Genomic DNA, 26,459 nt, shown 5'->3' with positions numbered 1-26,459 from the left:
CGGTAAACTGGGTTCAGAACTGCTGATCAATGTGACGCCCACCGAGGCGCGGGTGGCATTGGTGGAACACGGCATTTTGCAGGAAGTGCATATTGAACGCCGCATGAAGCGGGGACTGGTGGGCAATATCTACCAAGGCAAAATCAGCCGGGTATTGCCGGGCATGCAGGCCGCATTTGTGGATATCGGGCTTGATAAAGCCGCCTTCTTGCATGCGTCCGATATTGTACCCCACACCGAATGTGTGGCCGATGCGGAAAAGGGTAACTTTGTGGTGCGCAACATTGCCGAACTGGTGCGTCAAGGGCAAGACATCATGGTGCAGGTGGTGAAAGACCCTTTGGGCACCAAAGGCGCCCGCCTGACCACCGACATCACCCTGCCTTCCCGTTATCTGGTATTCATGCCCGGCTCCAGCCACGTTGGGGTGTCCTTGCGCATTGAGTCAGAAGAGGAACGGGCGCGCCTGAAAGCCATCACCTTGCCTTATGTGGATGATGACGGCGGTTTTATCATTCGCACTGCCGCCGAAGGGGTCGGGGCGGAAGAGCTGGCACAGGATGCCGCGTTTTTACGGCGGGTGTGGGCCAAGGTCAGTGAGCGGCGCCAGCGGCCGAAAGCCCGTTTGCTGTACCAGGATTTGGCCCTGCCGGTGCGCATTATCCGGGATTTTGTCGGGGTGGAGCTGGACTCCATCCGGGTGGATGCCCAAGGCACCTATGAAGAATTGCTGCAATTTGCCCAGGAATTCATGCCAGATGTTGCCGCCCGCATTGAACACTACACCGGGCCGGCGCCGATTTTTGATCTCTATGATGTGGAAAATGAAATCCAGCGGGCGCTGGAGCGCAAGGTGGAGCTGAAATCCGGCGGCTATCTGATTATCGATCAAACGGAAGCCATGACCACGGTGGACATTAACACCGGGGGGTTTGTGGGGCATCGGGATCTGGAAGAAACCATCTTCAACACCAACCTTGAGGCCACCCAGGCCATCGCCCGTCAGTTGCGATTGCGCAATCTGGGCGGCATCATCATCATCGATTTTATCGACATGCTCAAAGAGGAGCACAAGCAGCGGGTGCTTAGCAGTTTGGCTTCCGCCCTGAGTGCCGACAGGGTCAAAACCAATATTTCCGGGTTTTCCGGCCTGGGGCTGGTGGAGATGACCCGCAAACGCACCCGGGAAAGCCTGGAGCACGTCCTGTGCGGCGAGTGCCCCGCTTGTCGCGGCACCGGCACCATGAAAACCGTTGAAACGGTGTCTTACGAAATTTTCCGGGAAATCATTCGCCTTGACCGTACCTACCAGGCCGATGAATTTCTGATCTACTGTGCGCCAGCGGTGTATGAGGTGTTGTCGGCAGATGAAGCCCACACGGTGGCAGAGCTGGAGGTTTATATTGGCAAACGGGTGCGGGTACAAAGTGACCCCATGTATGTGCAAAGCAAATATGCCGTGGTGATGGTGTAGTGAATTTGCGCCTGAGCCCTGCCAAGATAGGCCGTTTTTGCTGGCAACTGCTGGCAGTATTGTTGCTGCTGTTTGCCTTGCTGGTCAGTTTGATCCGCGGTTTGTTGCCGCAACTGGATCAGGCTCGCCAAGAGGTGACGGCCTATATTGAGCAGCACTATGGCATACAGGTGGAGCTTGGGCGATTGGCGGCCCACTGGCAGGCCTATGGGCCGTCGTTGACGGTGGACAATCTGGTGTTGCCCCAGCAGTCGGAACTGCCACTGACCCTGGTGGTAAAAAACGTGCAGATCAAGCTGGATTTCTGGGAATCCCTGCTCACGGCCAAACCCCAGGTGGAAAATGTCATTTTTAACGGCGTGCAGTTGGCGCTGGACTTGGACCGGCTCAATGGCGCCAATGGGGCTGCTGATGAGACCGCCGCACCGGCCCGTCGCGGCAATATGGACTGGCTGTATGCCCTGCTGCTGGAGCAACTGGACCGTTTTTCCGTGGCCGATGCCACCGTGCAATTGTTGTCCCGCAATTTTCAGTATCGTCCCATCCATCTTGGCAATTTGCGCTGGTTGAATCAGGCAGACTTGCATCAGGGCAGCGGCGCTTTATATCTGGATGATACCCAGTCGCTCAACGAGCATTTAACTCTGCGCATTGATTTGCACGGCGATGGCTATCAGCCTGACAGCTTGCAAGGACAGGCCTATGTGCAGGCCCAGTCACTGGATATCGGCCGTTGGGCCTCCAGCGCCAACCCCCAGCAACCGGGATTGGCGGCCATCCCGCTGGAAGGCGTGGTGAACCTGCAAGGCTGGGTGGAATTTGCCCATCGCAGCCTGCGTTCCGGCGTGGTGCAGTTCAATCCGTCATGGTTCGAGTGGCGCGTCGACAAAACGCCCCAGCGCTTTGCCATTGACGGTGGCAGCCTCAGTTGGCAGCCTCAGCCTGACGGTTGGCAGCTGCAAAGTCATGGATTGCAACTGCAATCCAACGGCCAGTCCTGGCAGCCACTGCAGTTACAGTTGCAACAACAGCAGCAACAGTTTTATGGAACGCTCAGCCCGCTGCAACTGTCCGGATTGCAGCCGTTACTGGCCGTCATTCCTGGCATCGGCCGCGAACAGTTACGGCAACTTCTGGCACTGGCGCCTCAAGGCACCTTGGGCCCGTTGCAGCTGTATCGTGGTCATGATGGCCACTGGCAGGCATCCTTGCCGGTGAAGCAGGTGTCCTGGCAAGCCGCAGGAGAGCTGCCGGGCGTGGCGCCACTGGATTTGCACCTTGGCTGGCGTAATGGCTATCTCAGCGCACGCTTGCCCGCCCAGCATTACCGGCTGGACATCCCCAATGAGTTCAACGCCCCTCTGGCACTGGATGCCGAGGCGTTTTCCCTGGGGTTTGACAGCCATGCCATGCAGCTTTTTGTCTCCGATATTGCCGCCCGCAATGCCGATTTGCAATTGCATGCCTCGCTGCGGCTGGATGTGGCGGATGAAGCCAGTCTGTCGTTGGCCGCGGCGCTGCAGTTGCACAATGCCGCCCATGCCGGGCGCTATTTCCCCCGGCGGCAGATGGGAGAAGATCTCAGCCGCTATCTGGAACAGGCGTTACAGGCGGGGCACAGCGATAATGCCGCGGTGGTCTGGCGCGGGCCTGTGGGCAATTTTCCGTTCAGCGAACACAGCGGCGTGTTTCAGGCGGGATTCACCATGGAGAACGGCCAGTTTGCCTTTCAGCCGGATTGGCCGACAGCCACCGCACTGACACTGGATGGCTTGTTTGAAAATGCCCGCATGGATCTTAAATTGCGCCGGGGCAAACTGCTGGATGTGGATATCAGTGGTGCCAGCATCGCGATCCCGGCCCTGACACTGCACAGTCACCTGCGGGTGGATGCCAACATCGAAGCCCAAGGCAGCGCCATCAGTGCCGTCATGCAGCAATCGCCACTGCAAAAAAGTGTGGGGGCAACCCTTGATACGGTGCAAATCCAGGGTGAGGTAAAGGGCAAACTGGCGCTGGACATTCCGTTGTATGCCGGTCAGGTTCCGGATATTCAAGGTGAAGTGACGTTCAACAATACGCCGGTGTATATTCGCAAACCGGGCATTGCACTGGCGCAGGTCAATGGCCGCGTCAGTTTTCATAACGAACAGGTAAGCAGTGATGATATTCAGGCATTGCTTTATGGCCAGCCAACGGCCATCAGCTTTAACACCTCAGAGCAAAACGACAAATTCCTGGTGGACTTGCACGCCCAAAGCCAGTGGCAACTGGCCAAACTGCCGGCAGCGCTGCATAACCCGCTCACGCCTTTTTACCATGGCAGCAGCGATTGGAATGGGGCTCTGCAGCTGATTTTCGATGACACAGGTTATAGCCTGCGGGCCAATGTGGATGCGGATTTGCGCCATACCGAATTGGCGTTGCCCCCGCCTTTTGCCAAAACCCCTGATGTGCCGTTAATGCTGCGAGCAGAGCTGCTTGGCGATGACAAACAGGCGTCACTCGGGGTGAAATTGGGCGACAAGGCCGAATTTTGGGGTGGTTTTAGCGCCGAGTCGGGCAACCGCCTGAGCCATTATGATCTGTTGTTGGGACGCTTGTTTCGCAGTGGCGACAAAATCGTCAAAAACGGCGGTCAGTTATGGCTTGATGTGGATCATGCGGATTTTGCCCAATGGTTGCCGCTGATTAACGCTTTTACCATGGATGACAGCGCCAAGGCGGCAGCGACCCAAGCCCAGACCGCGACCCAAGCCGCGACAGCATCCGCAGGATTTTTCCCGCCCCTTAACGGCGTGCAGGCAAAAGTGCAAACCCTCAATTTGCTCGGGCAGCGTTTTACACAGATGCAGATGACTGCCACGCCCACCCCTCAATCCTGGTTGCTTGAAGGCTTGTCGCCGGAATTTTCCGGCAGTGTGGAGCTGTTTCCCGATTGGTATCAGCAGGGGCTGAAATTAAAAGCTTCCCGGTTGTACCTCAATCCCGTACCCGGCTTGAAAAGCGCTGCCAGCGCTGCGGATGCCAAACCGCAGCCGGATAACTTGCCCCCCCTGGCCGTGGAAGTGGACGATTTCCGTTATCAGAACATACCCCTTGGGCACCTGCTGCTGCAAAGTGCTCCTGTGCCGTCTGGCTACCATATCCAGACCCTGTCCCTTGATGCCCCCCAGGGAAAACTCGAAGGCCAGGGCGATTGGCTATCGGCAACGGCAGCCAACCAGACCAAGGTGACCTTTACCCTGGACTCGGCGGATTTTGAGCAGCTCACCCGATTGTTTGACATCAATCCCGGCGTTAAAGAGTCCCCGCTGAAACTGAATGCCACACTGGATTGGCGCGGCAGTCCCACGGATTTCAACCTGCCCACCCTCAACGGCGATGTGCATTTTGAACTGGGCAAGGGCTACATGGAGCAGATAAGCGACAAGGGCGCCCGCATTTTCTCCCTGTTCAGTTTGGACTCGCTGCTGCGCAAACTGTCGCTGGATTTTTCGGACGTATTTGGCAAGGGATTGTATTTCAACAGCTTTGCCGGGGATTTACGGCTGGATAACGGCATGCTGAAAACCACCAACACCGAAATGGATGCCATTGCCGGCAACATGAAGGTGCGAGGCTATACGGATTTGAACACCCAGAGCCTTAACTACGATATCCGTTTTGCCCCCAAACTGGCATCCAGCGTGCCCACGGTGGTGCTGCTCAGCACCAGTGCCTGGACCATGGGCATTGGTGCCTTTGCGCTCACCAAAGTGCTGGAGCCGGTGATTGAGGTGATTTCCGAAATCCGTTTCCGCCTGACCGGCACCATGGCCGAGCCCAAACTGGAAGAGCTGGAGCGTAAAAGCAAAGAGATTGAAATCCCCAAAAGCGTGCTGCCGGCTGCCACCGACCCGACAGAACCTCAACGGGATGACGCCGATGCACCAGCCCCTTCTTCGCGGCCTGTCTCCCCGGCAGATGAAACGCTTTCCCTTGAACCCGCCGAAGTAGATGTCAAAAATCCGCCTGTGATCCCCTCCGTGAGCGTACAGGCCTCATCATCGCTGCCAAGGGCGTTGCCGGTTGTGGCAGTGCCTCCCGTTCGCGTTATCCAATCCGAGGAACCGGCCCATGCAGGTCAATCTTCTTCAGTGCCAGAGCAGTGGCAATCCCGCCGAGAATCTGGCATTTATCAATACGCAGCTTGAGCGGCTTCCCCGCGACAGCGGTGAACCCCAGCTCGTGGTGTTGCCAGAGTGCGCCTTGCTGTTTGGCGGCCATGAAGGGGAGCAGCTCAGTTATGCCGGGCAGGGGGATGACACGCCGTTAAAACGGCAATTGGCCACCTTGGCGCGGCAGCATCAGGTGTATCTGGCGGCAGGCACCATTCCGGTGGCCAGTGGTGATGGCCGGGTTTACAGCCGCTGTTACCTGTTTGACAGCCAAGGGCAGGTGCTGGGGGATTACGACAAACTGCACCTGTTTGATGTGGAAGTGGGGGATAATACCCGCCGCTACCGGGAAAGTGACACCTTTTGCCCGGGAGCGCGAGTCAGCGTGGTGGATACGCCATTCGGGCGCATTGGCCTGTCGGTATGTTACGATTTGCGTTTTGCGGATCTGTACCGGGCGTTGCGTCAGGCAGGCGCGCAGATCATACTGGTGCCTGCAGCCTTTACCCGGGTTACCGGGGCGGCCCATTGGGAGATATTATTGCGGGCCAGGGCCATTGAAACCCAGTGCTATATTCTGGCGGCCGCCCAGTGGGGACAGCATCAGCAGCTACGCCGGGAAACCTGGGGCCAGAGCATGATAGTGGACCCCTGGGGGCAGATTGTCGCCCAGCGTCCAAGCGGCACCGGTTGGGTGCAAGGACGTTTGGACATGCAGCAGCTTGAGCGCATTCGCCGCGACATGCCGCTGCTGCAACATAACCGATTTTCGCTGCCGGCCCTGCTGCCGCCAGCCAAGGATTAATTTAATCAAAACGGGCCAAGGCCCATTGAGAGCGTATACATGTCATTGTTAACCCAGGTGGGACAAAGTTTGCTGCAACAGGGCCTGACATTGGAAGACCTGCAGCATTATCTTGAACGCATTCATCGTCATCAGGTGGATTTTGCCGATTTGTATTTTCAGGGCAGCCGTCACGAGTCATGGGTACTGGAAGACGGCATTGTCAAAGAAGGTAGCTTTCATATCGAACGCGGCGTGGGCGTGCGCGCCATCAGCGGCGAAAAAACCGGTTTTGCCTATGCCGATGACATCTCCCCGGCAGCGCTGAGTGCCTCGGTGGATGCCGCTCGTGGCATTGCCGGGAGCGGCGGCAAGGGCAAGGTACACGCATGGAAGCGGCGCGGCGTGAAGCCCCTGTACCAAACCCAGGACCCCATCGCCGCCATGAGCGAGTCGCCCAAAATCCAGCTGCTGAAACAGGCCGATGCCTACGTGCGCAGCCTCGACCCGCGCATCATTCAGGTGGTGATTAGCCTCTCCGGCGTATATGAAGAGATTTTGGTGGCCGCCAGTGACGGCACGCTGGCGGCGGATATCCGGCCGCTGGTGCGGTTTAACTGCTCGGTTATCCTGGAAGAAAACGGCCGCCGTGAGCGCGGCGGTTCCGGCGGCGGTGGCCGTCACGATTACAGCGAGCTGATGCACTCGGATGATAACGGCTTGCCGGTGTGTTTCGCCTTTGCCCGGGAAGCGGTGCGCCAGGCCCAGGTCAACCTGCAAGCGGTGGATGCCCCCGCCGGTGAAATGCCCGTGGTGCTTGGCCCGGGCTGGCCCGGCGTATTGCTGCATGAGGCTGTGGGCCATGGGCTGGAGGGCGACTTTAACCGCAAGGGCAGCAGCGCTTTCAGCGGTCGGATGGGTCAGCAGGTGGCCTCACCATTGGTGACCGTGATTGACGATGGTACCATGCCCAATCGCCGCGGCTCGTTGACCATTGATGACGAAGGCACGCCTACCCATCGCACCGTATTGATTGAAAACGGCATTCTCAAAGGCTACATGCAGGACAAGCTCAATGCTCGCCTGATGGGGCAAAAACCTACGGGCAACGGTCGGCGTGAATCCTATGCCCATCTGCCCATGCCGCGCATGACCAACACCTACATGCTGGCTGGCAGCTCATTGCCCGCAGACATTATCCGCTCGGTGGACAAGGGCATTTATGCCTCAAACTTTGGCGGCGGACAGGTGGATATCACCTCCGGCAAATTCGTATTCTCTGCGGCAGAGGCCTATCTCATCGAAAAAGGTGAAATCACCCAGGCGATTAAGGGCGCGACCCTGATAGGCAACGGGCCTGAAGCCATGGGACAGATTTCCATGGTAGGCAATGATTTGGCGTTGGATAAAGGCGTAGGCGTATGTGGTAAGGATGGCCAGAGCGTGCCCGTGGGCGTGGGATTACCCACACTCAAACTGGATCGGCTGACCGTGGGCGGCACTGCTTGACACGCCATGAAAATCGGCGCGGTGGCTGGTATGGCCATCGCGTAAATGTTATCCTTCAAACCAATTTTAGAGTTTTTACTCTAGGGGTGTGAATGAAGAAATTGCAATCCGCTTGTTTGCTCGTGGGATTATTGGCATTTTCCACGGTATTTGCTGAAGAATTAAGTTTCAGCAACGCCTGGGAGCGCTTGTTGGACGTGAGCGACAAACTGGCCGCTGATGATCAGCAACTGCAACGGGCACAGGCAGAGCGTGATGCCGCCAAAGGGCTGTACCTGCCGTCGTTGAGCATCAATGGCAACTATACCCACATGGAACACCCGGTGGAGCTGGACTTGCGCCAGCTCAACCCCATGGCATCGCTGGACTTGTCCGCATTACCCCCCCAGTATGCCGCCATTCTCGGCAGCATTCCCGGTAACCTGTTTGTTACCCGCTTTACCGAGCAAGACATCTTCAACGCCAGTTTGCAGGCCATGTGGCCCATCTATACCGGTGGCCAGATCACTGCGGCCCAGGGCATTCATAAAGCCAAAGTGGCAGAAGAGCAACAACGCCGGGAGCTGGGACGCCGGGAGCTGTTCATCACCCTGGTAGACCGCTACTACGCCGTCAGCGTGACCGGTGCCTTGGTGCAGACCCAGCAACAACTGGTGGATTCGCTCAAGCAGCATTACCAGCATGCCCTGCACATGGAACAGCAAGGGCAGATTGCCAAAGTTGAACGGCTCAATGCCCAAGTGGCGCTGGATGATGCCAACGTCACCCTTGGCAGCGCCAAGCGGCAGTACGAAATGGCGTGCATTGCCCTGTCCCGCATGCTGCATGAGCAAGCGGCCAGCACTCGCGCTTCCATGTTTGTGCTGGCAAGCGAGCCATCGCTGCCGCAACTGATGGAACTGACCCTGAAACAGCACCCTGCGCTGCAACTGCTCAGTGCCAAAGAGCAACAGGCCAAAGGGCTTATCGCCCTGGAAAACGGCAAATACAAACCTACCGTGTACCTTTACGGCAATTACACCCTGTATGAGGATGACACGTTACTGTCGCAGATCACCTCCGACTGGATGGTGGGCCTTGGGGTAAAAGTGCCGCTTATCACCCGTGATGGCCGCAGCGGCAAGGTGCAGGCCGCCAAAAGCGCCTTGTTGCAAGCGCGCTATACCAAGGCGCAAACCACCCAGGATTTGAGCTTGCTGGTGGATCAGAGTTACCGGCAGATGCTGCAGGCACAAGAAGAGATCCAGGCGCTGGAAAGCTCCCGGAAACTGGCTCAGGAAAATCTCAGGCTACGGGAGCTGGCGTTCAGTCAGGGGCTGTCCACCTCCCTGGAGCGGGTGGATGCGGAAATCAAGCTCAGCGCCGTGAAAACCAAGGCGCTGGCAGCCCATTACCGTTATTTACAGGCTTACGCACGGCTGATGGCCGTAACGGGCCAATTGAATGAATTTATCGGACACAGCAAGCAGGAGAGTGGTCATGCGGGTTAATCCATTACTGGCAACCGTAACACTGGTGGCAGTGGCAGCAGCATTGATTTATGGACTGATCCTGGCCTATAGCCCCAAACCTTATGTGCTGCAGGGACAGGTCGAGGCGCGGGAATACAACGTCTCATCCAAGGTGCCCGGCAGGGTGGAGCAGGTATTGGTACGCAAAGGCGATGAGGTTGCCGCCGGGGATCTGCTGTTTGCCATCAGCAGCCCGGAATTGAATGCCAAGCTGACCCAGGCTACCGGCGCGCTGGATGCGGCCAAAGCCTTGCAGCAGGAAGCCGACAACGGCGCCCGTAAACAGCAAATTACCGCCGCCAAGGAGCAGTGGCAAAAGGCCAAGGCTGCCAGTGAACTGGCAAAAACCACCTACGCGCGGGTGGAAAACCTGTTTGACGGCGGGGTGCTGGCCCGGCAAAAACGCGACGAAGCCTTTACCCAGTGGCAGGCTGCCAAATATACCGAGCAGGCTGCCAAGGCCATGTACGACATGGCCCGTGAAGGTGCCCGTCATGAACAAAAAGCCGCCGCTGCCGGCAATGCCAAACGGGCAGAAGGGGCGCTGGATGAAGTCAAAGCCGTGTTGGCCGACAGCCAGATGCTGGCGCCTAAAGCCGGGGAAATCACCGATGTATTGCTGCAAAGCGGTGAACTGGCTCCTACCGGCTTTCCGGTGGTGACACTGGTGGACATGCAAGACAGCTGGGCGGTGTTTCAGGTGCGCGAAGATCAATTGGCCCACTTCCATAAAGGGGATAAAAAGCGCCTGCACATTCCGGCACTGGGCAAGGATTATGACTATCAGGTCAGTTACATCAGCGTGCTGGGGGATTTTGCCACCTGGCGTGCCACCGAAAGCGGCCATGATTTTGACATGCGCACCTTTGAAGTGGAATTGCGACCATTGCAAGCCATCCCTCAATTACGGGTTGGCATGTCAGTCGTGCTTGCCGGAGAAAAATGATGTGGCCCTTGCTGCAACGGGAATATCATGCCCTGCAGCGCGACTGCTGGCAGTTGGCATTGGTAAGTTACGTGCCGCTGTTGGCGGCGCTGTTTCTCTGGTGGCTGTTTTCCGCCGCATTGCCACAGCAGCTGGCGGTGGCGGTGGTGGATGAAGATCACTCCAGTATCAGCCGCGAGCTTGGCCGGGCCATCGCTGCCAACTCGGCCACCCGGCCGGTTTCCTATCATGACCTGTCCCAGGCGGTGGCCGCCATGCGCAGCGGCGAAGTGTTTGCCTTGGTGCGCATTCCCTACGGCCTGAAGCGAGACTTGCTTACCGGCCATCAGCCCACGCTGGACTTGCGTTACAACGGCCAGTTTTTGCTGGTCGGCAAACTGTTGTCCGGGCAGTTGCAGTTGACCCTGGCCGACAGGTTAAAGGCGCTGTCGCGCCAACGGCAGCTGGCCGCCGGGGTGCCGCCGGCCCAGGTGGATGTGCAATTGACGCCCATTGCCACCCAAAGCACCGCCTTGTTTAACCGCAACATGAACTATGTGGCCTTTTTGGTGCCGCCCATCCTGATATCCCTGTGGCAGTTGGTGGTAATGCTCAGCTATGCCAATGCCTTGAGCCGTGAACTGCGGGAGCAAACGCTGGCAGATTGCTACCGTGTGGGCATCATTCGGGTACTGGCGGCCAAATTCCTGTTTTACACCCCGTTAATGCTGCTCCATGGCATGTTGTTGCAGGTTTTTTTGTATGGATACCTAGGGCTGCCCATTGCCGGCAATATCCTTTGGTTGCTACCGGCGCAGCTGATTATGGTGCTGGCGGTATGGCTGTGGGTACAGGCGATGTTTTTCGTCATGGCAGACAGCGCCCGCATCATCAGCATGTGCACCGGCCTGTTTGCCCCGGCTTTCGCCTTTATGGGCATCACCTTTCCCACATCCGACATGCCGCTGCTGGCCCAATGGTGGCGGGCGCTCATTCCTTCCAGCCATTATATCGAAAGCCATGTGGCGCTGGTGAGCCATGGTCAGGGACTGCTGGCATTACTGCAGCACAGCAGCAGTTATCTGGGCTTTTTGCTGTTACTGTTGCCCGCCTGGTATTTTGCCAGACGTTACGGGCAGGCATTGCAACCTGAAACTGCAGCCAAGGAGGCATCATGAGCTGGTGGCGCTGGATAGGGCTGGATTTGCTCTCGGTGGTCAGAGACAGGGCCATTGTGCTGACACTGTTCGGCGGCCTGAGCTTTTACGCCGTACTGTACCCGTCGCCGTATCTGCACCAGGTGCCCACCGAGCAGGCACTGGTGGTGGTGGATTTGGATAACTCGTCCCTGTCACGGCAGCTTGTCCGCCATGCGGATGCCAATCCGGGGATTGCCGTGCGTGGCCATGCCGCCTCTTTGGCTGAGGCGCAGCAGTGGCTGGAGCAGGAACGGGCAACCAGCATTTTGCTCATCCCGGAAGATTTCCGCCACAAACTGCTCAGGGGACAACAGGTGACGCTGGGCTACGCCGGTGATGCCAGTTATTTTCTTATCTACTCTTCCGTGGTACAGGGATTGACCCAGACCGGCATGGCACTGGCGCATCAGGTGCAATTTGGCAGCTTGCTGGCTCATGGCGCAAACCCCGCTGCGGTGCAGCAACGGCTGGACCCCATCCGGCTGAACACGGTGCCGGTATTCAACCAGGGGTTGGGGTATCCCGCCTATATCATTCCCGGACTGTTTTTGTTAATCCTGCACCAGACTTTGCTTATCGGCACCGGAATTCTCGGTGCCGCCCAATGGGGCAAACAGGGCTACTGGCATCAGTTCAGTGCACTGTCCATCGTGTTGTGCCGCATGGGCAGTTTCACCCTGCTGTACTGTTTTTTCAGCGCCCTGTATATCGGTTGGTGTTATTACCTGTATGGCGTGGGGTTACTGGCATCCCTTGGGCAGGTGCTGCTGCTGATGCTGCCGTTTTTATTGGCCACGGCTTGTTGCGGCGTGGCCTTCAGCACCCTGTTTGACCGGCGGGATCTGCCTACCCAGGTGTTGTTAATCTCCTCCATGCCCATCTTGTTTGTCAGCGGTTTTGTCTGGCCGCTGCCCCTGATCCCGGCGCCATTGGTATGGCTGTCGCAACTGGTGCCTGCCGTGCCCGGCATGATGGGCATGCTGCAACTGAACCAGATGGGCGCTGACTGGAGCCAGCTGCTGCCCCGCTGGTTGCAATTGTGGGGATTGTTACTCTTTTACTTGCCGCTGGCTTGGTGGGGCGTCAAACGCCGTTTGCGGCAGATGGACATGGAAAACGCATAACGCGGTTTGGCTGTGGTGTGAGAAAAGCGTTTCCTCAGGGCTGGTCATCTGCTGAGTGTGCTTTATGTGCCCAAAACAGGGCGACACACCCCACAAGGCGGATGTTCACATGCACGAAATGTTGCGTTAACGCGGCGCTCAGTGTCGCCAGTGAGTCCTGCCGGTTGCTGAAAATCCCTTTTTGGTTGTAAAAGGCCATCAATTTGCTGGCCGCCCGGTTAAGCGGGGGATTGCCGGGCGCTGCATCAACCGCTGCTGCGCCCAAAATGGTGCTGCCAAACAGCACGGCACCGTCATTCATGCAGGTTTTGAGGTGGGCAAACACAACGCTTTTGTCTGCCATGCTGCCGGGGAGACAGTGCAATAAGTAATTGATGCTCACCGAGTCAAAGCGCTCACAGGGCAGATGCAGCGGCGCCAGCACATTGCGGCAATACACCTCTGCTTGATGGGCTTTGATGGCGTTGGCGGCCACGGTTAGACTGTTCTGGTTAAGGTCCATCAGCGCAATGCGCGGCTGATTGTGGGGCAAGTGTTTTTTCAGGTAGTAGCCGCTGCCCACCCCCACATCCAGATGGTTGGGGCTAACCCGGTTGCGAAATTGCTGGCTTATGAGGCGGGTAGGGCATTTCCACAACAAATGGTTGGAAAATCCCAACACCCACAGGTCATACAGGGACAGTACCCGTTTTGAGTAAATGCGCTGGCCCGCGTCGGCAGTCTGGTTCATGACTCACTAATGCTGCAAAGGAAATCTTTGCGGAATCTACCGTAAAGTCATTGGCTGACAAAGCCTACCAGTCCCGGGGGCAGGGAGGCTTGCAACACTTGGCAACACGTGCGACAAGCGTGTTGGGATAATCTTCCTGATGGGGAAATGGTGGCACAAAAACGCCGGCCATGGCCGGCGTTGCGTTATACGGTTTCCTGACGCAAGTACTGAAACAACTCTTTGGCCGCTTTGGAGTCCGGCCCTTTTGCAAGTTCCTTGTTGGCTTGGCGCACCAGTTGCCGGAGTTTTTGCCGCTCCAGATGGGGGTGTTCATCCAGCAGTGCCTGAATGGCTCCGTCACCTTCTGTAAGCAGTTTATCCCGCATTTTTTCAATAATCTGCACCTGGGCCGCCACGTGTCCGGAACGGCTCAGCACTTTTTTCAGCGCTTCCTTGATGGGCTCAAGCTCTTCATCGCGCATCAGGCGGCCAATGTACTGGATCTGGCGCCGATGGGCATCGGTGTTAACCTTAATCCGTTTTGCCAATGCCAGGGCATCCAGCAGGTTTTCACTCAAAGGCACCCTTTGCAGCTGGCTCTGGCTCAGGGAGAGCAATTGCTGGCCCAGCGCCTGGGCTGCCGTGCTTTCGCGCTTGAGGGCCGACTTGCTGACGTAATTTTCGTCATCGTCATAGGGCTGTTTCATCTTTTCGGAGTCGTCGACGATTTTCATGGTATTTACACATCTGTGGCTACTGACGCCAATTGTAACATTGTCCTCAGGGCGCGTCTTGTGGTGCTTTTTTACCTTGTAAGTTTTGCTTTTGCGCTGCGAATGTTGGCGGCGTTTGTTATGCTAGGCGCCATGTCTTCAAAGAAGAGTATTGTTGTGTCTGCAAATTTTATTGATGGTGAACTGTCGTCCCTGAAGGATGCCGTGGCCATGGCGCTGGAATTTGCCAAAGGGCTGGGCAGTAGTGCGGCTGAAGTGGCAATCAGCAAGCAGCAAGGGTTGAGTGTGTCTTCACGGTTACAGGAAGTGGAAACCGTGGAGTTCAACAAGGATGGTGCACTGGGCATTACCGTGTACCGGGATGGCTGCAAAGGCAATTCCTCCACCTCCGACTTATCGCCAGAAGCCATTCGCGAGGCGGTCAAGGCGGCAGACAGTATTGCCCGCTATACCAGTGAAGATCCCGCCGCCGGTTTGGCGGAAAAATCCCTGATGGCGACCGAATTTCCCAATCTTGAGTTGTACCATCCCCGTGAGTGCAGTCCACAAGAGCTGGCGCAACTGGCCATTGCTGCCGAAGCGGCCGCCTTGGGGCGGGACAAAAGGATCAGCAATTCCGATGGCGCTTCTGCCAACGCTCATAACAGCGTGCGGGTGTATGGCAACAGTCACGGCTTTTTGCAGGGGTATTGCAGCAGCCGTTACAGCCTGAGCTGCGTGGTGATTGGCAGTGATGACAACGGCGACATGCAGCGTGATTACGATTACACCGTGGCGCGGCGGTTTGACGATATGCAGGCCGCCGATGTGGTGGGGGTCAGCGCTGCCGATAAAACCCTTGCCCGGCTGGGGGGGCGCCGCTTGCCCACAGGCACTTTGCCAGTGTTGTTTGCCGCCGATGTGGCCACCGGACTGATAGGGCATTTGGTAAGTGCCATCAGTGGGTCATCCCTTTATCGCAAGTCCAGTTTCTTGCTGGACTCCTTGGGGCAGCCCATTTTCCCCGAGTGGTTGTCCATTCATGAGCAGCCCCAATTGGTGGGGGGCTTTGCCAGTGCCAACTACGACAGCGAAGGGGTGGCCACCCGTGAGCGTTTCATTGTGCAGCAGGGCATATTGCAAAGCTATTTGCTGACCAGTTATTCGGCGCGCAAGCTGGGGCTGGAAAATACCGGCCATGCGGGCGGCATTTACAACTGGACCGTGGCCGACAGCGGCAAAGATTTCCAGCAACTCATCCGAAGCATGGATAAAGGGCTGATTGTCACTGAAGTGATGGGGCAGGGGGTTAACCTGGTGACCGGGGATTATTCTCGCGGCGCCGCAGGCTTTTATGTGGAAAATGGCGAAATCCGTTATCCGGTAGAGGAGATCACCATTGCCGGTAATTTGCGGGACATGTTCCGTAATATCCAGGCCATTGCCAGCGATAGGGAGATGCGCTCACCCATCCGCACCGGCGGCATTTTACTCGACAGCATGAAAATTGCCGGCAGTTAATTGTCCGTGGCAGCATATTGACCGGGACGATTCATGCAGCAAAGGCGCCATTGGCGCCTTTGCTTTTTAGTAAGGATTGAGCTGTTGTGCCCGTGGCAACAATTGCTGGGAGTAGTGTTCTTGTATCAGGCTGAACGGCTTACTGTCGCTACGGTAAATCACTGCTTCATGTTCCAGCACAAATGGCGGCATGGCGCCTTGTTCCGGCCATCGGGGGGTATTGCCAAGACTGAGGCGATAAAAATCCGCTTGTCTGGCTATGCTGACTAATGCGGTATGCTGTTCTGCCAGTGCTTGCTGCATTTTTGCTGTCAGCATGTCGGGTCGGTACCAGTAATCAAATACGGCAATCACCTTGCCCTGATGGATAAAACGCTGTTTAAGGTAACGTAACGGGGTTTGTTCCGGTATCTGCAGTTTTTGATAAATATCGGCAGGTGGCGTTTGGGGGCGGGTGCTTTCCTGCACTATCTGTAAATCGTCCGCGCCATTTAACTGTTGTTGGCACCAGTAATGCAGCGTTGCCGCGGAGTTTTTGCTGTGCACCAGCCGTTGGTTGAGTTGGGTAAGCATTTCGCCAGCGGTCATCAGCGGTGGAATGTTCACCGGTACCGCAGCCGCAGGCAGGCTCCAGCCCAGGGTGATGGGGGAAAAGAGCAAAATGCTTGCGCGTAATAATCCTTTTATGCCGACAGCCATCAATTGTAAACCTTCAATAAATTGCATTTTTTGAGTTTGTTGCGTGCATGTGTGCAGGTAAAAACCCAGCGATCTCTTACGGATCGTTTCGATTGCTTACCAATTTAAAACATGGCGCTGGATAAATACAGTCCGGCGTGGGAGCTAACCGCAATATTGTGGCGCTGGTGGATAATGGTCAGCCCATGGCATCCCCATGGAAAGATGCATGAACGTAGCCGTGGTTAGGCCGATGGATGTCAGGTAATGCTGGATTTTTGCCGGCATCAAGATAATATTGGCGGGTTTTTGAACATTTATTGTAATGACCAGTCAAAAACACGGGTCAACAACAGGAGGCAATATGGCCAAACCCAAGCAGACCTTGCAGGCTCACGAAACCGGCCGCGGGGAGATCCAGGACAACGCTCTCAAGGCATTGGTAACCAGTCCGCTGTTTCGCGGCAGGACGGAAAAAGCCAAAAAAGGCAAAGGGGCGTTCCAGCGCAAACAACGCAACCAGAAGGGGCAAGCTTACAAGGGCTATGCCCCTTCTCCTTTTTATCGCCTTTTTTGTCGCCTGCCGCTTGCCCCGTTGCCGTTATAACGTGTGTATCGCCGTGGTTTTTCCACAAAAAAGCGCGCCTTTCGGCACGCCTTGCTGATGGGCTTTACGCTGTCACTCCCGATTATTCACCCAGGGTTTCATCCGGCATGTCAACCAGCTCCGCCCACAGGTCGTGCTCGTCTGAATGGGTGATGACCGCCCGCACCAGATTGCCCGGTTCCAGCTCGGTTTCACCGTTGATGAACACCATGCCGTCAATTTCCGGTGCATCGGCATAGCTGCGGCCAATGGCGCCTTCATCGTCCACATCATCAATCAGGATATCCAGCTCCCGTCCCACCAGTCTGGCCAGACGCTCGGCGCTAATCGCTGCCTGCACGTCCATAAAGCGGGCGTAGCGTTCCTCTTTCACGTCTTCGCTGATAAGCGCCTCACCCAAATCGTTGGCCACCGCCCCTTCCACTTCGGAATACTTGAAGCAGCCCACCCGGTCGAGCCGGGCTTCCTTGAGGAAATCCAGCAGCATCTGGAAATCCTCTTCGGTTTCACCGGGAAAACCCACGATGAAGGTGGAGCGGATCACCAGATCCGGGCAAATTTCACGCCAGCGGCGAATGGCATCGAGCTGCCGCTCTACCCGGCCGGGACGTTTCATCAGTTTCAGGATGCGCGGGCTGGCATGCTGCAGCGGCAGATCCAGATAAGGCAGGATCAAGCCTTGCGCCATCAGCGGAATGAGCTCATCCACCCAAGGGTAAGGGTACACGTAATGCAGGCGGATCCAGGCGCCCATGTGGCCTAACTGTTTGGCCAGTTCGGTAATGTTCTGTTTTACCGGCATGCCGTTCCAAAAGCCGGTACGGCCGCTTTTGTCCTTGCCATAGGCGGAGGTGTCCTGGCTTACCACCAGAATCTCTTGCACGCCGCTTTCCACCAGACGCTTGGCTTCATCCAGCACGCTGCCGATGTCACGGCTGTCAAGATCGCCCCGCAAGGATGGAATGATGCAAAAGGTGCAGCGGTTATCGCACCCTTCGGAGATTTTCAGATAGGCGTAGTGTTTTGGGGTCAGCTTGACGCCGGTTTGGGGGATCAGCGATGTAAACGGATTGTGTTCCGGTTTGGGCACATAGGTATGCACATGATTGAGCACCGCTTCATAGCTGTGGGGACCGGTGATTTCCAGTACGTCCGGATGCACTTCGCGGATCTGGTTTTCTTTGGCGCCCAGGCAGCCGGTCACCAGCACCTTGCCGTTTTCTTCCAGCGCTTCGCGGATGGCATCCAGTGATTCTTCCACCGCCGCATCAATAAAACCGCAGGTGTTGACGATCACCAAATCCGCGTCATCGTAGGTGTTGGTGACTTCATAGCCGTCAATGCGCAGTTGGGTCAGAATGCGCTCTGAGTCCACCAGGTTTTTCGGGCAGCCAAGGCTGACAAAACCGATGCGGTTGCCGCTGCTGGCAGCATCGCTATCAATGCTTGCCTGTGCCAGCGCTTTGGCGGGCGTTTCCAGCGTGGTGGTCTGTTTGGGGTCAAAAGTTTCTACAGGGTTTTTCAAGATGGGCGTTCCGCAATGCTGTTGATTGGTGTCCGGCAGGGCGCCGGATAAAATTGGCGGCGATTATACCGCAGCCAGCCAAAAGGTACAGATGGCTGGTTAAAAAACGCCCTGAAGCCTGGCAGGATAAACCGCGGCTGAATAAACCATGGATAGTGCTTGCCAAGCGGGCGCGGGTTGCCTAGCGTAGGATGCGTTAACACAGCGAAAGGAATGCTCACATGAACAAAAAACTGATATTGCCAGCGGCATTGGCGTTACTGCTGCCCTCGTTGACAGTGGCTGGTGCTGCCAGTGCACAGGAGCGGCCGTTACTGGAAACCGTGGGTGTCAGTCAAATTGATGCAGAGCCGGATCTGGCCCAGGTAACCGTAGAGGTGGTGATTACGGCAGATGCCGCCACGGAGGCCAAACAACAGGTCGACAAGGCGGTAACCGCATTTATCGGGCGCTTACAGCAGGCGGGGGTGGACAAGGATGACATCAACAGCGCCAATTTGAATTTGCAGCCCCGTTACGTTTATCCCAAGGACAGCGAGCCCCAGTTATCCGGGTATCGTGCCAGCCGCACGGTCACCTTGCAGGTAGCACTTGGGCAGCTCAATCCGCTACTGGACAATGCACTGGAAGAGGGCATTAACAGCGTGCGGCAGATAAGCCTTAAATCCAGCCGTGAAGCGGAGCTGCGCCTGCAGGCCCGCACCGATGCCATTAAGGATGCAAGGCAAAAGGCCAAGGCGCTGGCAGCAGGGTTTGAGACCGAACTCGATGGCATCTGGTCCATCCGCTATTTTGATTCATCGCCCATGCCGGCGGTCAATGTAAGCCGCAAGCTGATGATGGCCAGTGCCGATGATCAGAGTTACCAGTACGGCAAGGTGACATTCAGCGATCGGGTGGAAGTGAGTTATAAACTGGCCGATTAACCTTCCTGAGGATGCGCCGGGGCTGGCAGTATGCGTTGGTAAAAGGCCAAGTCCCGCCACTGTCCGAACTTGAACGCCACCTGCAACAGGGTGCCGCAATGGCTGAACCCCAGTTTTTGATGCAAGGCGATGCTGGCCGCATTGCCGGCATCAATGGCGCCAATCATCACATGCAGTTGCTGCTGCTCAGCCATGGGCAGCAAATGTTGCAATAACCGGGTGGCAATGCCCTGCCCGTGATACTGGGGCGCCACGTATACCGAATGCTCTACCGTATGGCGGTTGGCCGGATAAGGGCGAAACGGCCCATAACTGGCAAATCCCAACAGTTGCCCTGCATCCACCGCACCTATCACCGGCCAGTTGCCTTGGGCCTTGGCGGCAAACCACTGGGCAATGTGTGCCCTGTCCCGGGGCTGGTATTCATACAAGGCGGTGGTATGGGTGATGGCGTAATTGAAAATTTGCTGCACGGCATCACCATGTTGCTCGTGGCTACAGTGGATAATCTGCATGTGGCTTCCCGTTACTCCGGCGCTGTTGGTGCGTCATTATGCCACAGGCCATAACCGGCCGTGAGGGATGTTGTTGGGGGGTGTCGCGGGTATCATGGCAAGCCTGCCATGGTTGCCACCCTCTGAGCCGGTGCCGGTATATTCTGCTGTTATCCGGTCACAGCCCCATTAATACTTAGAGGGTGCTCACAGTTTTGGTATAGTGCCGTTATCGGTTTTTAAAGGGAATTTGTCTATGATTGCCGCTTTTGATGTTGATGCCCAGCGCACCTTTACCCCGTTATGTCCCAATGAGCTGCCAGTGACGGGCGGTGATGAAATTGCCGACGAGCTCAACGCCCAGGCGCAGCTGGCCAGTTTTCGCATTGCCTCCAAGGATGCCCATTGCCCCACGGCCAAGTGGGTGGTGCCCAGTCATGATGAGATGCTCAAACCATTGCCTTATGCGGATGCGGATCTTACCTGGGTGCGCCATGCCGAGCCGGGTACCGAAGGGTTTGAACTGATCCCCGGCCTGCCGGCACCGGCAGCATATGATTTTCTGGTGTACAAGGGCGTGGAAACCGGCATGCATCCTTATGGCGCCTGTTACCATGATCTTGCCGGGCGCATCTCCACCGGCGTGATTGAGTGGTTACAGTGCCGCGGGGTGGACACGGTGCTGGTGGGCGGACTGGCGCTGGATTTTTGTGTGAAAACCACCGCGTTGCAGTTGGCTGCGGCAGGGTTCAAGGTGTATGTCAATCTGGCTGCCTGTCGCGCCATTAGCGAGCAGGGCGCCGCCAGCGCCCGAGAAGAGATGACCCAAGCGGGAATTATGTTACTGAAAGACAGTCAGGCGTTGGCTGCCGCATTGAACGGGAGCCATTGATATGTTCGGAGAACCGGCCATCCAGAGTTTGCTGGATACGGACTTTTACAAGCTGACCATGCAGCAGGCCTATCTGCATCAGCAGCCCGCCACCCAGTCTCGCTGGACCTTCCGTTGCCGCAGCAATGAAGATCTCAGCGTATACGTAAAACCGTTGCAGGAAGCCTTTGAGCAGCTGACCGAATGCAGCGCTTCAGAGCAGCAACTGGCCCATCTGGGCAACTATCCGTTTTTGAAGGCGGATTACCTGGAGTTTTTGCGCTTATACCGCTTTAACCCCAAGTTTTTGAAAGTGAACGCGGTTGACGGGCAACTGGTGATAGAAGCCCACGGCCCGTTGATGCACGTGTCGCCCATGGAAATTCCGGTGCTGGCACTGGTGTCGGAAATCCGCAACCGCAGCCGTTACCCACAGGTGGACTGCGAGGCGATAGCCAAAGCCACCAGCCAGAAGATTGCCATGCTGGAGCGGCTGGGGGACTCGGTGGATCTCAGCGATTTCCTGTTTACGGATTTTGGCACTCGGCGCCGTTTCAGCTTTCGCGCCCAAAAGCAGATCCTCACCCAGCTCAAGCAGCAGTTGCCCGATAACTTTGTGGGCACCTCCAACCCCCATTTGGCGCTGGAGCTGGACTTGCGCTGTCAGGGCACCATGGCCCATGAATGGCTGCAAAGCCATCAGGCCATGAATTACCGGCTGGTGGACAGCCAGAAAATGGCGCTGGAAAACTGGGTAAAAGAATACCGGGGCGATTTGGGCGTGGCGCTGACAGACGTGATTGGGGTGGATGCCTTCTGCCGCGATCTGGACCGTTATCTGGCCAAGCTCTATGACGGCTTTCGCCATGACAGCGGCGACCCCATCATCTGGGGTGAAAAAATCATCAAGCGCCTGGAAGCACTGGATGTGGATCCCCAATACAAACGGCTGGTGTTTTCCGATGCGCTGGACTTTGAGCGCGCGGTGAAAATTTACCGCCACTTCCGCGGCCGCATCAACACCTCGTTTGGCATCGGCACCTGGCTGATGGGCGACATGTTTGTGAACGAGCCCATCAATATCGTGATGAAACTGACCCAGTTGAATGGGCAGCCGGTGGCCAAAATCTCCGACACCCCGGGAAAAACCATGTGCGATGATGAAAATTTCCTGCGCTACCTGATGCAGGTGTTCAAAGTGGACGAGCATGCCCAGGCCAAAGTGTTGGCGCAGTTTTTTCAGCAGGACAAACTGATAGACGACCGGGACCCTGTTTATACCCAGCACCCGTAGCCGCGCCGCCAAGCGGTGATCCCGCCTGCAAGCGCCCGCATTGGGTTATGAGCCATCCCTTAACGTGCGCATATCGTGTACCAAGGCAGAGACCTCTGCCTTTTTTTGCCAAAGGCCACCCGCATGTCGCGGGTGGTTTTTCCTTGTACCAACACGCCGCATCACGTCACGCACCATGCCAAATGGCCAAACCTTGACTCGTTTCAATCAGTTCTTCTAGATATAGCGCCATAATGCGTGGCAAAATCCGCGCATTACCATGGCAAGCAAAACTTATGCAAGCAAACACATAACGCCATATTTCTCCAAGGATATGCCGAGCCTGCTTACGCCTTCATTGTTCGGCAAACAACGGACACCACACTGCAATGAATGAACTCGAACAACAATTTTTGCATCAACTCGAAAGCAAGTTGTGGAACGCGGCTGACAAACTGCGCGCCACGCTCGATGCGGCCCAATACAAGCACGCGGTGTTGGGGCTTATCTTCGTTAAATACGTGTCTGACGCCTTCAGCATGCGCCAAGAAGAGATTAAAGCGGAGTTCGCCAACCCTGAGCACGAATACTACCTTGACCCAGATGGCCTCTCAGCCGATGAACTGGCGGCTGAAATTGCCGAAGAGCTTGAGCAACGCGATTACTACACCGAGCAAAACGTGTTCTGGTTGCCGCCAGAGTCACGTTGGCAGTTCCTGCAAGATAACGCCCCACTGGCGATTGGTTCTGTCGAACTCACCATCGCCGGTAAACCCAAGAAAATCACCTCAGTGGGCCATTTGATTGATACCGCGTTAGAGGGCGTTGAGCGCGATAACCCCAAGCTCAAAGGCGTGCTCAACAAACCCTATTCAGCCCTGCGTATCGACCAAGCCAAGCTGGTGGAGCTGATTAACCTGATTGCCACCATTCCGTTCAATCACCAAACCCTTAACAGCAAAGATATTCTCGGCCATGTGTACGAGTATTTCCTTAGCCAGTTTGCGTTGGCAGAAGGGAAAAAGGGCGGCCAGTTCTATACAATGTCATATTCACCGTGTTCTAACAAAGTCCATCTTCAAGAATCTAGAGAAATTGTTACTTTTTCATAGGTCTTAACTCTTCAAGTTCCTCCGGTACTTCCAAGATTACATTTTCATCGGCTGTTATTAAGCCACCATTTTTATAGCCGTAGATTGGCTCATTAAAACTTGAATTTAGTATGTTCTGTCGCTGCTTCTCGATTTCTTTAAGGGAAAGTGCCATATCCTTGGGACAAGGTGACCGTCCCCACCAGTTCAAAAGCAGTTCTATTTTATGCTTTGGTGGTAAGTCTTGCAGAATGCTATTCATGAGTGTGCAGCATGCAACTTGGTTGGTAAATCCTTGGTAATCTCCCATTGAGCTTGGAATGATGTGATCAATAGATGCATCACGCTCAAGAAGCGGCTTTCTACAGTAAAAGCAAAAGCCACCTTGCCGGTGAATCAAAGTGCTTAGCTTCATGTTGTTATCCTAGTGTATTGAAATCGTAATATCAGATTAATTCAAAATGAGCGATATATCCCGTGGTGATATAGACTGCATTTGGTGAAAGTTCTGTCTTTTGGGCAGAGCAATTATGAAAGATCCGCGCTTAGTCGCTTTTGGTGAAAAAGTTCGTCAAACGAGAAAAGAGAAAGGTTTATCTCAGGAAGCGTTGGCTGATCTTGCAGGGATCGACCGTAGTTATATGGGACACATTGAACGAGGTGATCAGAACATTACCCTCACCAAGATCTATCAGATATCTGATGCTTTGAGGGTGTCAGTTTCCGATTTGATTTCTGATTAAGTGTGATGCCCCCTCATTGCGAGAAGGGCATTTAATTAGTCTGCTAAAAAAACACCACTTGGCGATTTCGTAATACATCACCGTCATATTTATCTTTCAGAGGGTTAATGGCTTTTTGAACAGCTTCAGCAAGATCATTGACTTCGTTGTAGAGTATCCTTAATGCCTCTACTTTTTCTTCTGCATTGAATATCTTTCTTGACTCATCAGGGACTATTAGCGCGTTTCTTTCGTCATCAAGATATGAAATGATTAGCAAGTATGAACGCAAGTTATCGAGGAGTGTTAGCGGTAGGTATTGGCTGCAAGACAATCTTTCGTTCATAGAATAGGCAATCGCAGCAATGTCATAACTAGTCAGTTTTTTTGCTTTTGATTTCTTATAATCTGGCATGTCGGCAATTATATTTTTCATTAACCGAGTTACTTTTTTAAGGTTGCCGCCGTACTGAGTGTCTCTGTCATTTACCTTCTTGATGTGCAGAAAAGGCTTGTTCTCAATTAAAGCATGATTGTCTTTGTCGTAAATATTTACTGCTCTGAAGTGCTCAAGCTTTGATCTTTGGTAGTCATGCGTATCGTGCCAACTACTTGGAACGATATCCACTTTTCGTCTAAGGCTACCACCACTAAGGGCAATCGATTTGGCTCCACTAGTGTTTACTTCAGCGGCATGATAGCGAGACTTGAGTTTCGCTTCCGCCTGAAGTCTCAGCTCTCTTACAATATCAACCATTGGCCGAGTATCGCTTGAATCTGAGTAGTAGGTACCGGGCAAAGCTGGCGCTTGGACAGTAATTACGTCCGATTTCAGTATCAACATATCTACGTCAGAATGACCTTCGATATGAATATCCAATGCAACAGAGCCTTGCATTTTAGCTTCGGCATTGATCCCCGATGTTTTAAGCATATCAATCAATGTTGATGCTACTCGCTCACCCTCATCTTTCGAAACTTTTGTAGACTCTTGGCTGACTGCCGCCATTGAACCAATCACATATTTTATTGCAGCATTTTCATGTAGCTTTTCATGCGCTTCTGTCGGTCTTAGATCGCCGTAGTACGAATACATACCTTTTTCTAGGCGATCTCTTTCGGCTGTCCCTTGGCGACGGTTTTTTAGGTTTGCTAGTCTGTTTTCAAAGTTGATCATTATTGTTCTTTCCTTAAAGTCATTCTCCCGAAAGTCCTTCTCCCGTTACTATTGAAGTAAGCGGCTTCACCTTGGTTTAAATCTTTGTTAAAAACTAATTCGCAATAGCCTTTGTGAGAATTCAATTCATGAAATTGATCGGTATCAGGGTTATTCGTATAGCTATAGTGAAGAATCCAACCCCCTTTTGTTCCTGGCTTTTTTCCTAGAGTAGCGGTATAGCTTTCGCTTGAACTCTTTGCCGTTTTTAAGGTTATAGAGATTTTTTCCCAAGTTTGTTCGATATCTATTTCGGCTTCCCAGTTGTACTTTGTGGAGCCGTCTTCATTTAGCGTTTCACCTTTCGCTAACCATATTCCACTGATATCTGGGATGCTGAAGAACGGAATTTTCCAGCCAAACCGATCAAAACAGTAGTGAAGGACAAAGTAGATTATGGCTGGCGTTATTATGGCAGTTGCGAATGCTTGTATGTTTGTCGCTTCGTATAACCAAACCAATAACGAAGAAACAGCACCTGTTAAAATTACAGATGCAACACCGAGCCATCTTCCAATAGCGGCTCTGCTGTGCCCAAATATTGCGTAGTCGTGCATTGTTCGCTCCTATGAATTCATTAATCAATTTGCGATAACGGAAGCCATCCCATCCAATCGTTCTTTAGTCTTTTCCCACCTTGGCATTACCTGGCCCATTAGCCGGTAAAACCGCTCGCTATGATTATGCTCTGCGTATGGCAAAGCTCATGCAAAATCACGTAGTCAATACACTCATGAGGTGCTTTAACCAGGTGAGGGTTCAGGGTGATTCGACCATTGGGTGAACAGCTGCCCCATTGGGTTTGCATGGTCAGTATGCGAAGCGGTGGCCGTTCTTCTACCCAAAGGGCTTGCTCCAGCATGGCATCGAGACGCTTGGCGAAGGTTTCCTTTGCCCGCACTTTGTACCAATCTGTAAGTAACTCTTTAACCTTGTCAGCGGATTTTGTTCTTACCGAAACTTCCAACTTGCCACGTAGTAGTTTCACGCCTTGAGCCTGCTCCGGCGCTTCAATCACTTTCAGCAGGTACTGTTTCCCTAGGTAGTAATGGCTTTCACCACTGATGTACTGCCGAGGGATGGTGAATTCAAGCTGTTTGCGGAAATCTCGAAGCTGCTCGTATATCCAACGTCCGCGCTTTTTAACAGTGTAGTGGTCAAGTCATTTTGGCCACATCGTTGTAGCTAATCCAGTAACGTTTCTCCGATTCATTTGGCGTTAAACCACCGTTGTACGAATGCGGTCTCAGTCGGCTGTAATAGCCATGAATATAATCACCTATCTTCTGCTTTGCTGCCGTGAAGCTCCCGTAACCTGTCGTTGGGATCCATTCAGTTTTAAGGCTTCTGAAGAAGCGTTTCATAGGGCTATTGTCCCAACAATTTCCTCTGCGACTCATGCTTTGCGTTAAGCGATAGCGCCA

Annotated in this window: 24 protein-coding genes and 1 pseudogene; 15 read left to right on the top strand and 10 right to left on the bottom strand. The window is 54.7% G+C overall.

The genetic code is table 11. The features are described from left to right. Window positions 1–7: 7 nt before the first annotated feature. The 8 genes from rng to ACIDEJ_RS09200 all read left to right on the top strand — a co-directional run bounded on the left by rng (window position 8) and on the right by ACIDEJ_RS09200 (window position 12,686). Window positions 8–1,474: a ribonuclease G gene (gene rng / locus ACIDEJ_RS09235; protein ID WP_411987903.1), complete on the top strand. Its 1,467-nt coding sequence runs from the start codon at window positions 8–10 to the stop codon at window positions 1,472–1,474. Further along, a complete protein-coding gene (locus ACIDEJ_RS09230; protein ID WP_411987780.1) occupies window positions 1,474–5,670 on the top strand; it encodes a YhdP family protein in 4,197 nt (1,398 codons plus the stop codon). Before rng ends, ACIDEJ_RS09230 begins: the two co-directional genes overlap by 1 nt. After that, window positions 5,594–6,439 (top strand): carbon-nitrogen hydrolase family protein, encoded by an 846-nt coding sequence (locus ACIDEJ_RS09225; protein WP_411987779.1) that lies wholly within the window; start codon window positions 5,594–5,596, stop codon window positions 6,437–6,439. The genes ACIDEJ_RS09230 and ACIDEJ_RS09225 overlap by 77 nt, the downstream gene beginning before the upstream one ends. A 39-nt stretch (window positions 6,440–6,478) precedes the next feature. Continuing rightward, window positions 6,479–7,927 (top strand): metalloprotease TldD, encoded by a 1,449-nt coding sequence (gene tldD, locus ACIDEJ_RS09220; RefSeq protein ID WP_411987778.1) that lies wholly within the window; start codon window positions 6,479–6,481, stop codon window positions 7,925–7,927. 92 nt (window positions 7,928–8,019) lie between these two features. Beyond that, window positions 8,020–9,417, top strand: a complete 1,398-nt coding sequence (locus tag ACIDEJ_RS09215; RefSeq protein WP_411987777.1) for a TolC family protein — start codon at window positions 8,020–8,022, stop codon at window positions 9,415–9,417. Further along, entirely contained in the window at window positions 9,407–10,384 is a 978-nt protein-coding gene (locus ACIDEJ_RS09210) for an HlyD family secretion protein (RefSeq protein ID WP_411987776.1), read from the top strand. The genes ACIDEJ_RS09215 and ACIDEJ_RS09210 overlap by 11 nt, the downstream gene beginning before the upstream one ends. Further along, window positions 10,381–11,541: an ABC transporter permease gene (locus tag ACIDEJ_RS09205; RefSeq protein WP_411987775.1), complete on the top strand. Its 1,161-nt coding sequence runs from the start codon at window positions 10,381–10,383 to the stop codon at window positions 11,539–11,541. Before ACIDEJ_RS09210 ends, ACIDEJ_RS09205 begins: the two co-directional genes overlap by 4 nt. Beyond that, window positions 11,538–12,686 carry an ABC transporter permease gene (locus tag ACIDEJ_RS09200; RefSeq protein WP_411987774.1) on the top strand — a complete coding sequence of 383 codons (1,149 nt, stop codon included), beginning with the start codon at window positions 11,538–11,540 and terminating at the stop codon, window positions 12,684–12,686. Before ACIDEJ_RS09205 ends, ACIDEJ_RS09200 begins: the two co-directional genes overlap by 4 nt. 34 nt (window positions 12,687–12,720) lie before the next feature. Here the strand turns inward: ACIDEJ_RS09200 and ACIDEJ_RS09195 are convergent, their stop codons facing one another. After that, a complete protein-coding gene (locus ACIDEJ_RS09195; RefSeq protein WP_411987773.1) occupies window positions 12,721–13,416 on the bottom strand; it encodes a class I SAM-dependent methyltransferase in 696 nt (231 codons plus the stop codon). A gap of 185 nt (window positions 13,417–13,601) precedes the next feature. Further along, window positions 13,602–14,132 (bottom strand): ribosome biogenesis factor YjgA, encoded by a 531-nt coding sequence (gene yjgA, locus ACIDEJ_RS09190; RefSeq protein WP_411987772.1) that lies wholly within the window; start codon window positions 14,130–14,132, stop codon window positions 13,602–13,604. 156 nt (window positions 14,133–14,288) lie between these two features. Here yjgA and pmbA point away from each other — a divergent pair, with 156 nt between their 5' ends. Further along, on the top strand, window positions 14,289–15,632 hold the full coding sequence (gene pmbA / locus ACIDEJ_RS09185; protein ID WP_411987771.1) for a metalloprotease PmbA: 1,344 nt from the start codon (window positions 14,289–14,291) through the stop codon (window positions 15,630–15,632). 66 nt (window positions 15,633–15,698) lie between these two features. Here the strand turns inward: pmbA and ACIDEJ_RS09180 are convergent, their stop codons facing one another. Continuing rightward, window positions 15,699–16,331 carry a hypothetical protein gene (locus ACIDEJ_RS09180; RefSeq protein WP_411987770.1) on the bottom strand — a complete coding sequence of 211 codons (633 nt, stop codon included), beginning with the start codon at window positions 16,329–16,331 and terminating at the stop codon, window positions 15,699–15,701. Between the two features lie 343 nt (window positions 16,332–16,674). On the opposite strand from ACIDEJ_RS09180, the gene ACIDEJ_RS09175 reads away from it, so the two are divergent. Then, window positions 16,675–16,917 carry a ribosome alternative rescue factor ArfA gene (locus ACIDEJ_RS09175; protein WP_411987769.1) on the top strand — a complete coding sequence of 81 codons (243 nt, stop codon included), beginning with the start codon at window positions 16,675–16,677 and terminating at the stop codon, window positions 16,915–16,917. An 82-nt stretch (window positions 16,918–16,999) separates the two neighbouring features. Here the strand turns inward: ACIDEJ_RS09175 and rimO are convergent, their stop codons facing one another. Continuing rightward, a complete protein-coding gene (rimO, locus tag ACIDEJ_RS09170; RefSeq protein WP_411987768.1) occupies window positions 17,000–18,442 on the bottom strand; it encodes a 30S ribosomal protein S12 methylthiotransferase RimO in 1,443 nt (480 codons plus the stop codon). Window positions 18,443–18,663: 221 nt separating this feature from the next. Here rimO and ACIDEJ_RS09165 point away from each other — a divergent pair, with 221 nt between their 5' ends. Then, on the top strand, window positions 18,664–19,368 hold the full coding sequence (locus tag ACIDEJ_RS09165) for an oxidative stress defense protein (RefSeq protein ID WP_411987767.1): 705 nt from the start codon (window positions 18,664–18,666) through the stop codon (window positions 19,366–19,368). On the opposite strand, the gene ACIDEJ_RS09160 is transcribed toward ACIDEJ_RS09165, so the two are convergent. After that, the gene (locus ACIDEJ_RS09160; RefSeq protein WP_411987766.1) at window positions 19,365–19,883 is read right to left on the bottom strand and encodes a GNAT family N-acetyltransferase; all 519 of its coding nucleotides are present in this window, start codon (window positions 19,881–19,883) and stop codon (window positions 19,365–19,367) included. The genes ACIDEJ_RS09165 and ACIDEJ_RS09160 overlap by 4 nt on opposite strands. A 235-nt stretch (window positions 19,884–20,118) precedes the next feature. Between ACIDEJ_RS09160 and ACIDEJ_RS09155 the strand changes: the two genes are divergently transcribed. The 3 genes from ACIDEJ_RS09155 to ACIDEJ_RS09145 all read left to right on the top strand — a co-directional run bounded on the left by ACIDEJ_RS09155 (window position 20,119) and on the right by ACIDEJ_RS09145 (window position 23,118). Next, on the top strand, window positions 20,119–20,754 hold the full coding sequence (locus tag ACIDEJ_RS09155; RefSeq protein ID WP_411987765.1) for a nicotinamidase: 636 nt from the start codon (window positions 20,119–20,121) through the stop codon (window positions 20,752–20,754). Between the two features lies 1 nt (window position 20,755). Continuing rightward, entirely contained in the window at window positions 20,756–22,027 is a 1,272-nt protein-coding gene (gene pncB, locus ACIDEJ_RS09150) for a nicotinate phosphoribosyltransferase (RefSeq protein ID WP_411987764.1), read from the top strand. 368 nt (window positions 22,028–22,395) lie between these two features. Beyond that, window positions 22,396–23,118 (top strand): type I restriction-modification system subunit M N-terminal domain-containing protein, encoded by a 723-nt coding sequence (locus ACIDEJ_RS09145; RefSeq protein WP_411987763.1) that lies wholly within the window; start codon window positions 22,396–22,398, stop codon window positions 23,116–23,118. Here ACIDEJ_RS09145 and ACIDEJ_RS09140 read toward each other — a convergent pair. Next, complete coding sequence (locus ACIDEJ_RS09140; protein WP_052127963.1) at window positions 23,105–23,512, bottom strand: HNH endonuclease; 408 nt, start codon at window positions 23,510–23,512, stop codon at window positions 23,105–23,107. The genes ACIDEJ_RS09145 and ACIDEJ_RS09140 overlap by 14 nt on opposite strands. A 115-nt stretch (window positions 23,513–23,627) precedes the next feature. Between ACIDEJ_RS09140 and ACIDEJ_RS09135 the strand changes: the two genes are divergently transcribed. Further along, complete coding sequence (locus ACIDEJ_RS09135; protein WP_017045299.1) at window positions 23,628–23,840, top strand: helix-turn-helix domain-containing protein; 213 nt, start codon at window positions 23,628–23,630, stop codon at window positions 23,838–23,840. Window positions 23,841–23,883: 43 nt separating this feature from the next. Here ACIDEJ_RS09135 and ACIDEJ_RS09130 read toward each other — a convergent pair whose 3' ends face one another. The 4 genes and pseudogenes from ACIDEJ_RS09130 to ACIDEJ_RS09115 form a co-directional block, all read right to left on the bottom strand. After that, a complete protein-coding gene (locus ACIDEJ_RS09130) occupies window positions 23,884–24,996 on the bottom strand; it encodes a nucleotidyltransferase family protein (RefSeq protein WP_411987762.1) in 1,113 nt (370 codons plus the stop codon). After that, a complete protein-coding gene (locus tag ACIDEJ_RS09125) occupies window positions 24,996–25,592 on the bottom strand; it encodes a Cap15 family cyclic dinucleotide receptor domain-containing protein (protein WP_224214039.1) in 597 nt (198 codons plus the stop codon). The genes ACIDEJ_RS09130 and ACIDEJ_RS09125 overlap by 1 nt, the downstream gene beginning before the upstream one ends. A gap of 24 nt (window positions 25,593–25,616) precedes the next feature. Further along, window positions 25,617–26,161 (bottom strand): annotated as a pseudogene (locus ACIDEJ_RS09120) (M48 family metallopeptidase). A 31-nt stretch (window positions 26,162–26,192) separates the two neighbouring features. Further along, window positions 26,193–26,459 (bottom strand): integrase core domain-containing protein (locus ACIDEJ_RS09115; protein ID WP_411987761.1); only part of this gene is annotated, 267 nt, incomplete at its 5' end.

Origin of the sequence: Shewanella mytili (assembly GCF_046765975.1) — a bacterium.
In the GTDB taxonomy this organism is placed as follows: Bacteria; Pseudomonadota; Gammaproteobacteria; order Enterobacterales; family Shewanellaceae; genus Shewanella; species Shewanella mytili.
Note: the sequence above shows the minus strand (reverse complement) of the source record. Positions and strands in the feature narration are given on the sequence as shown.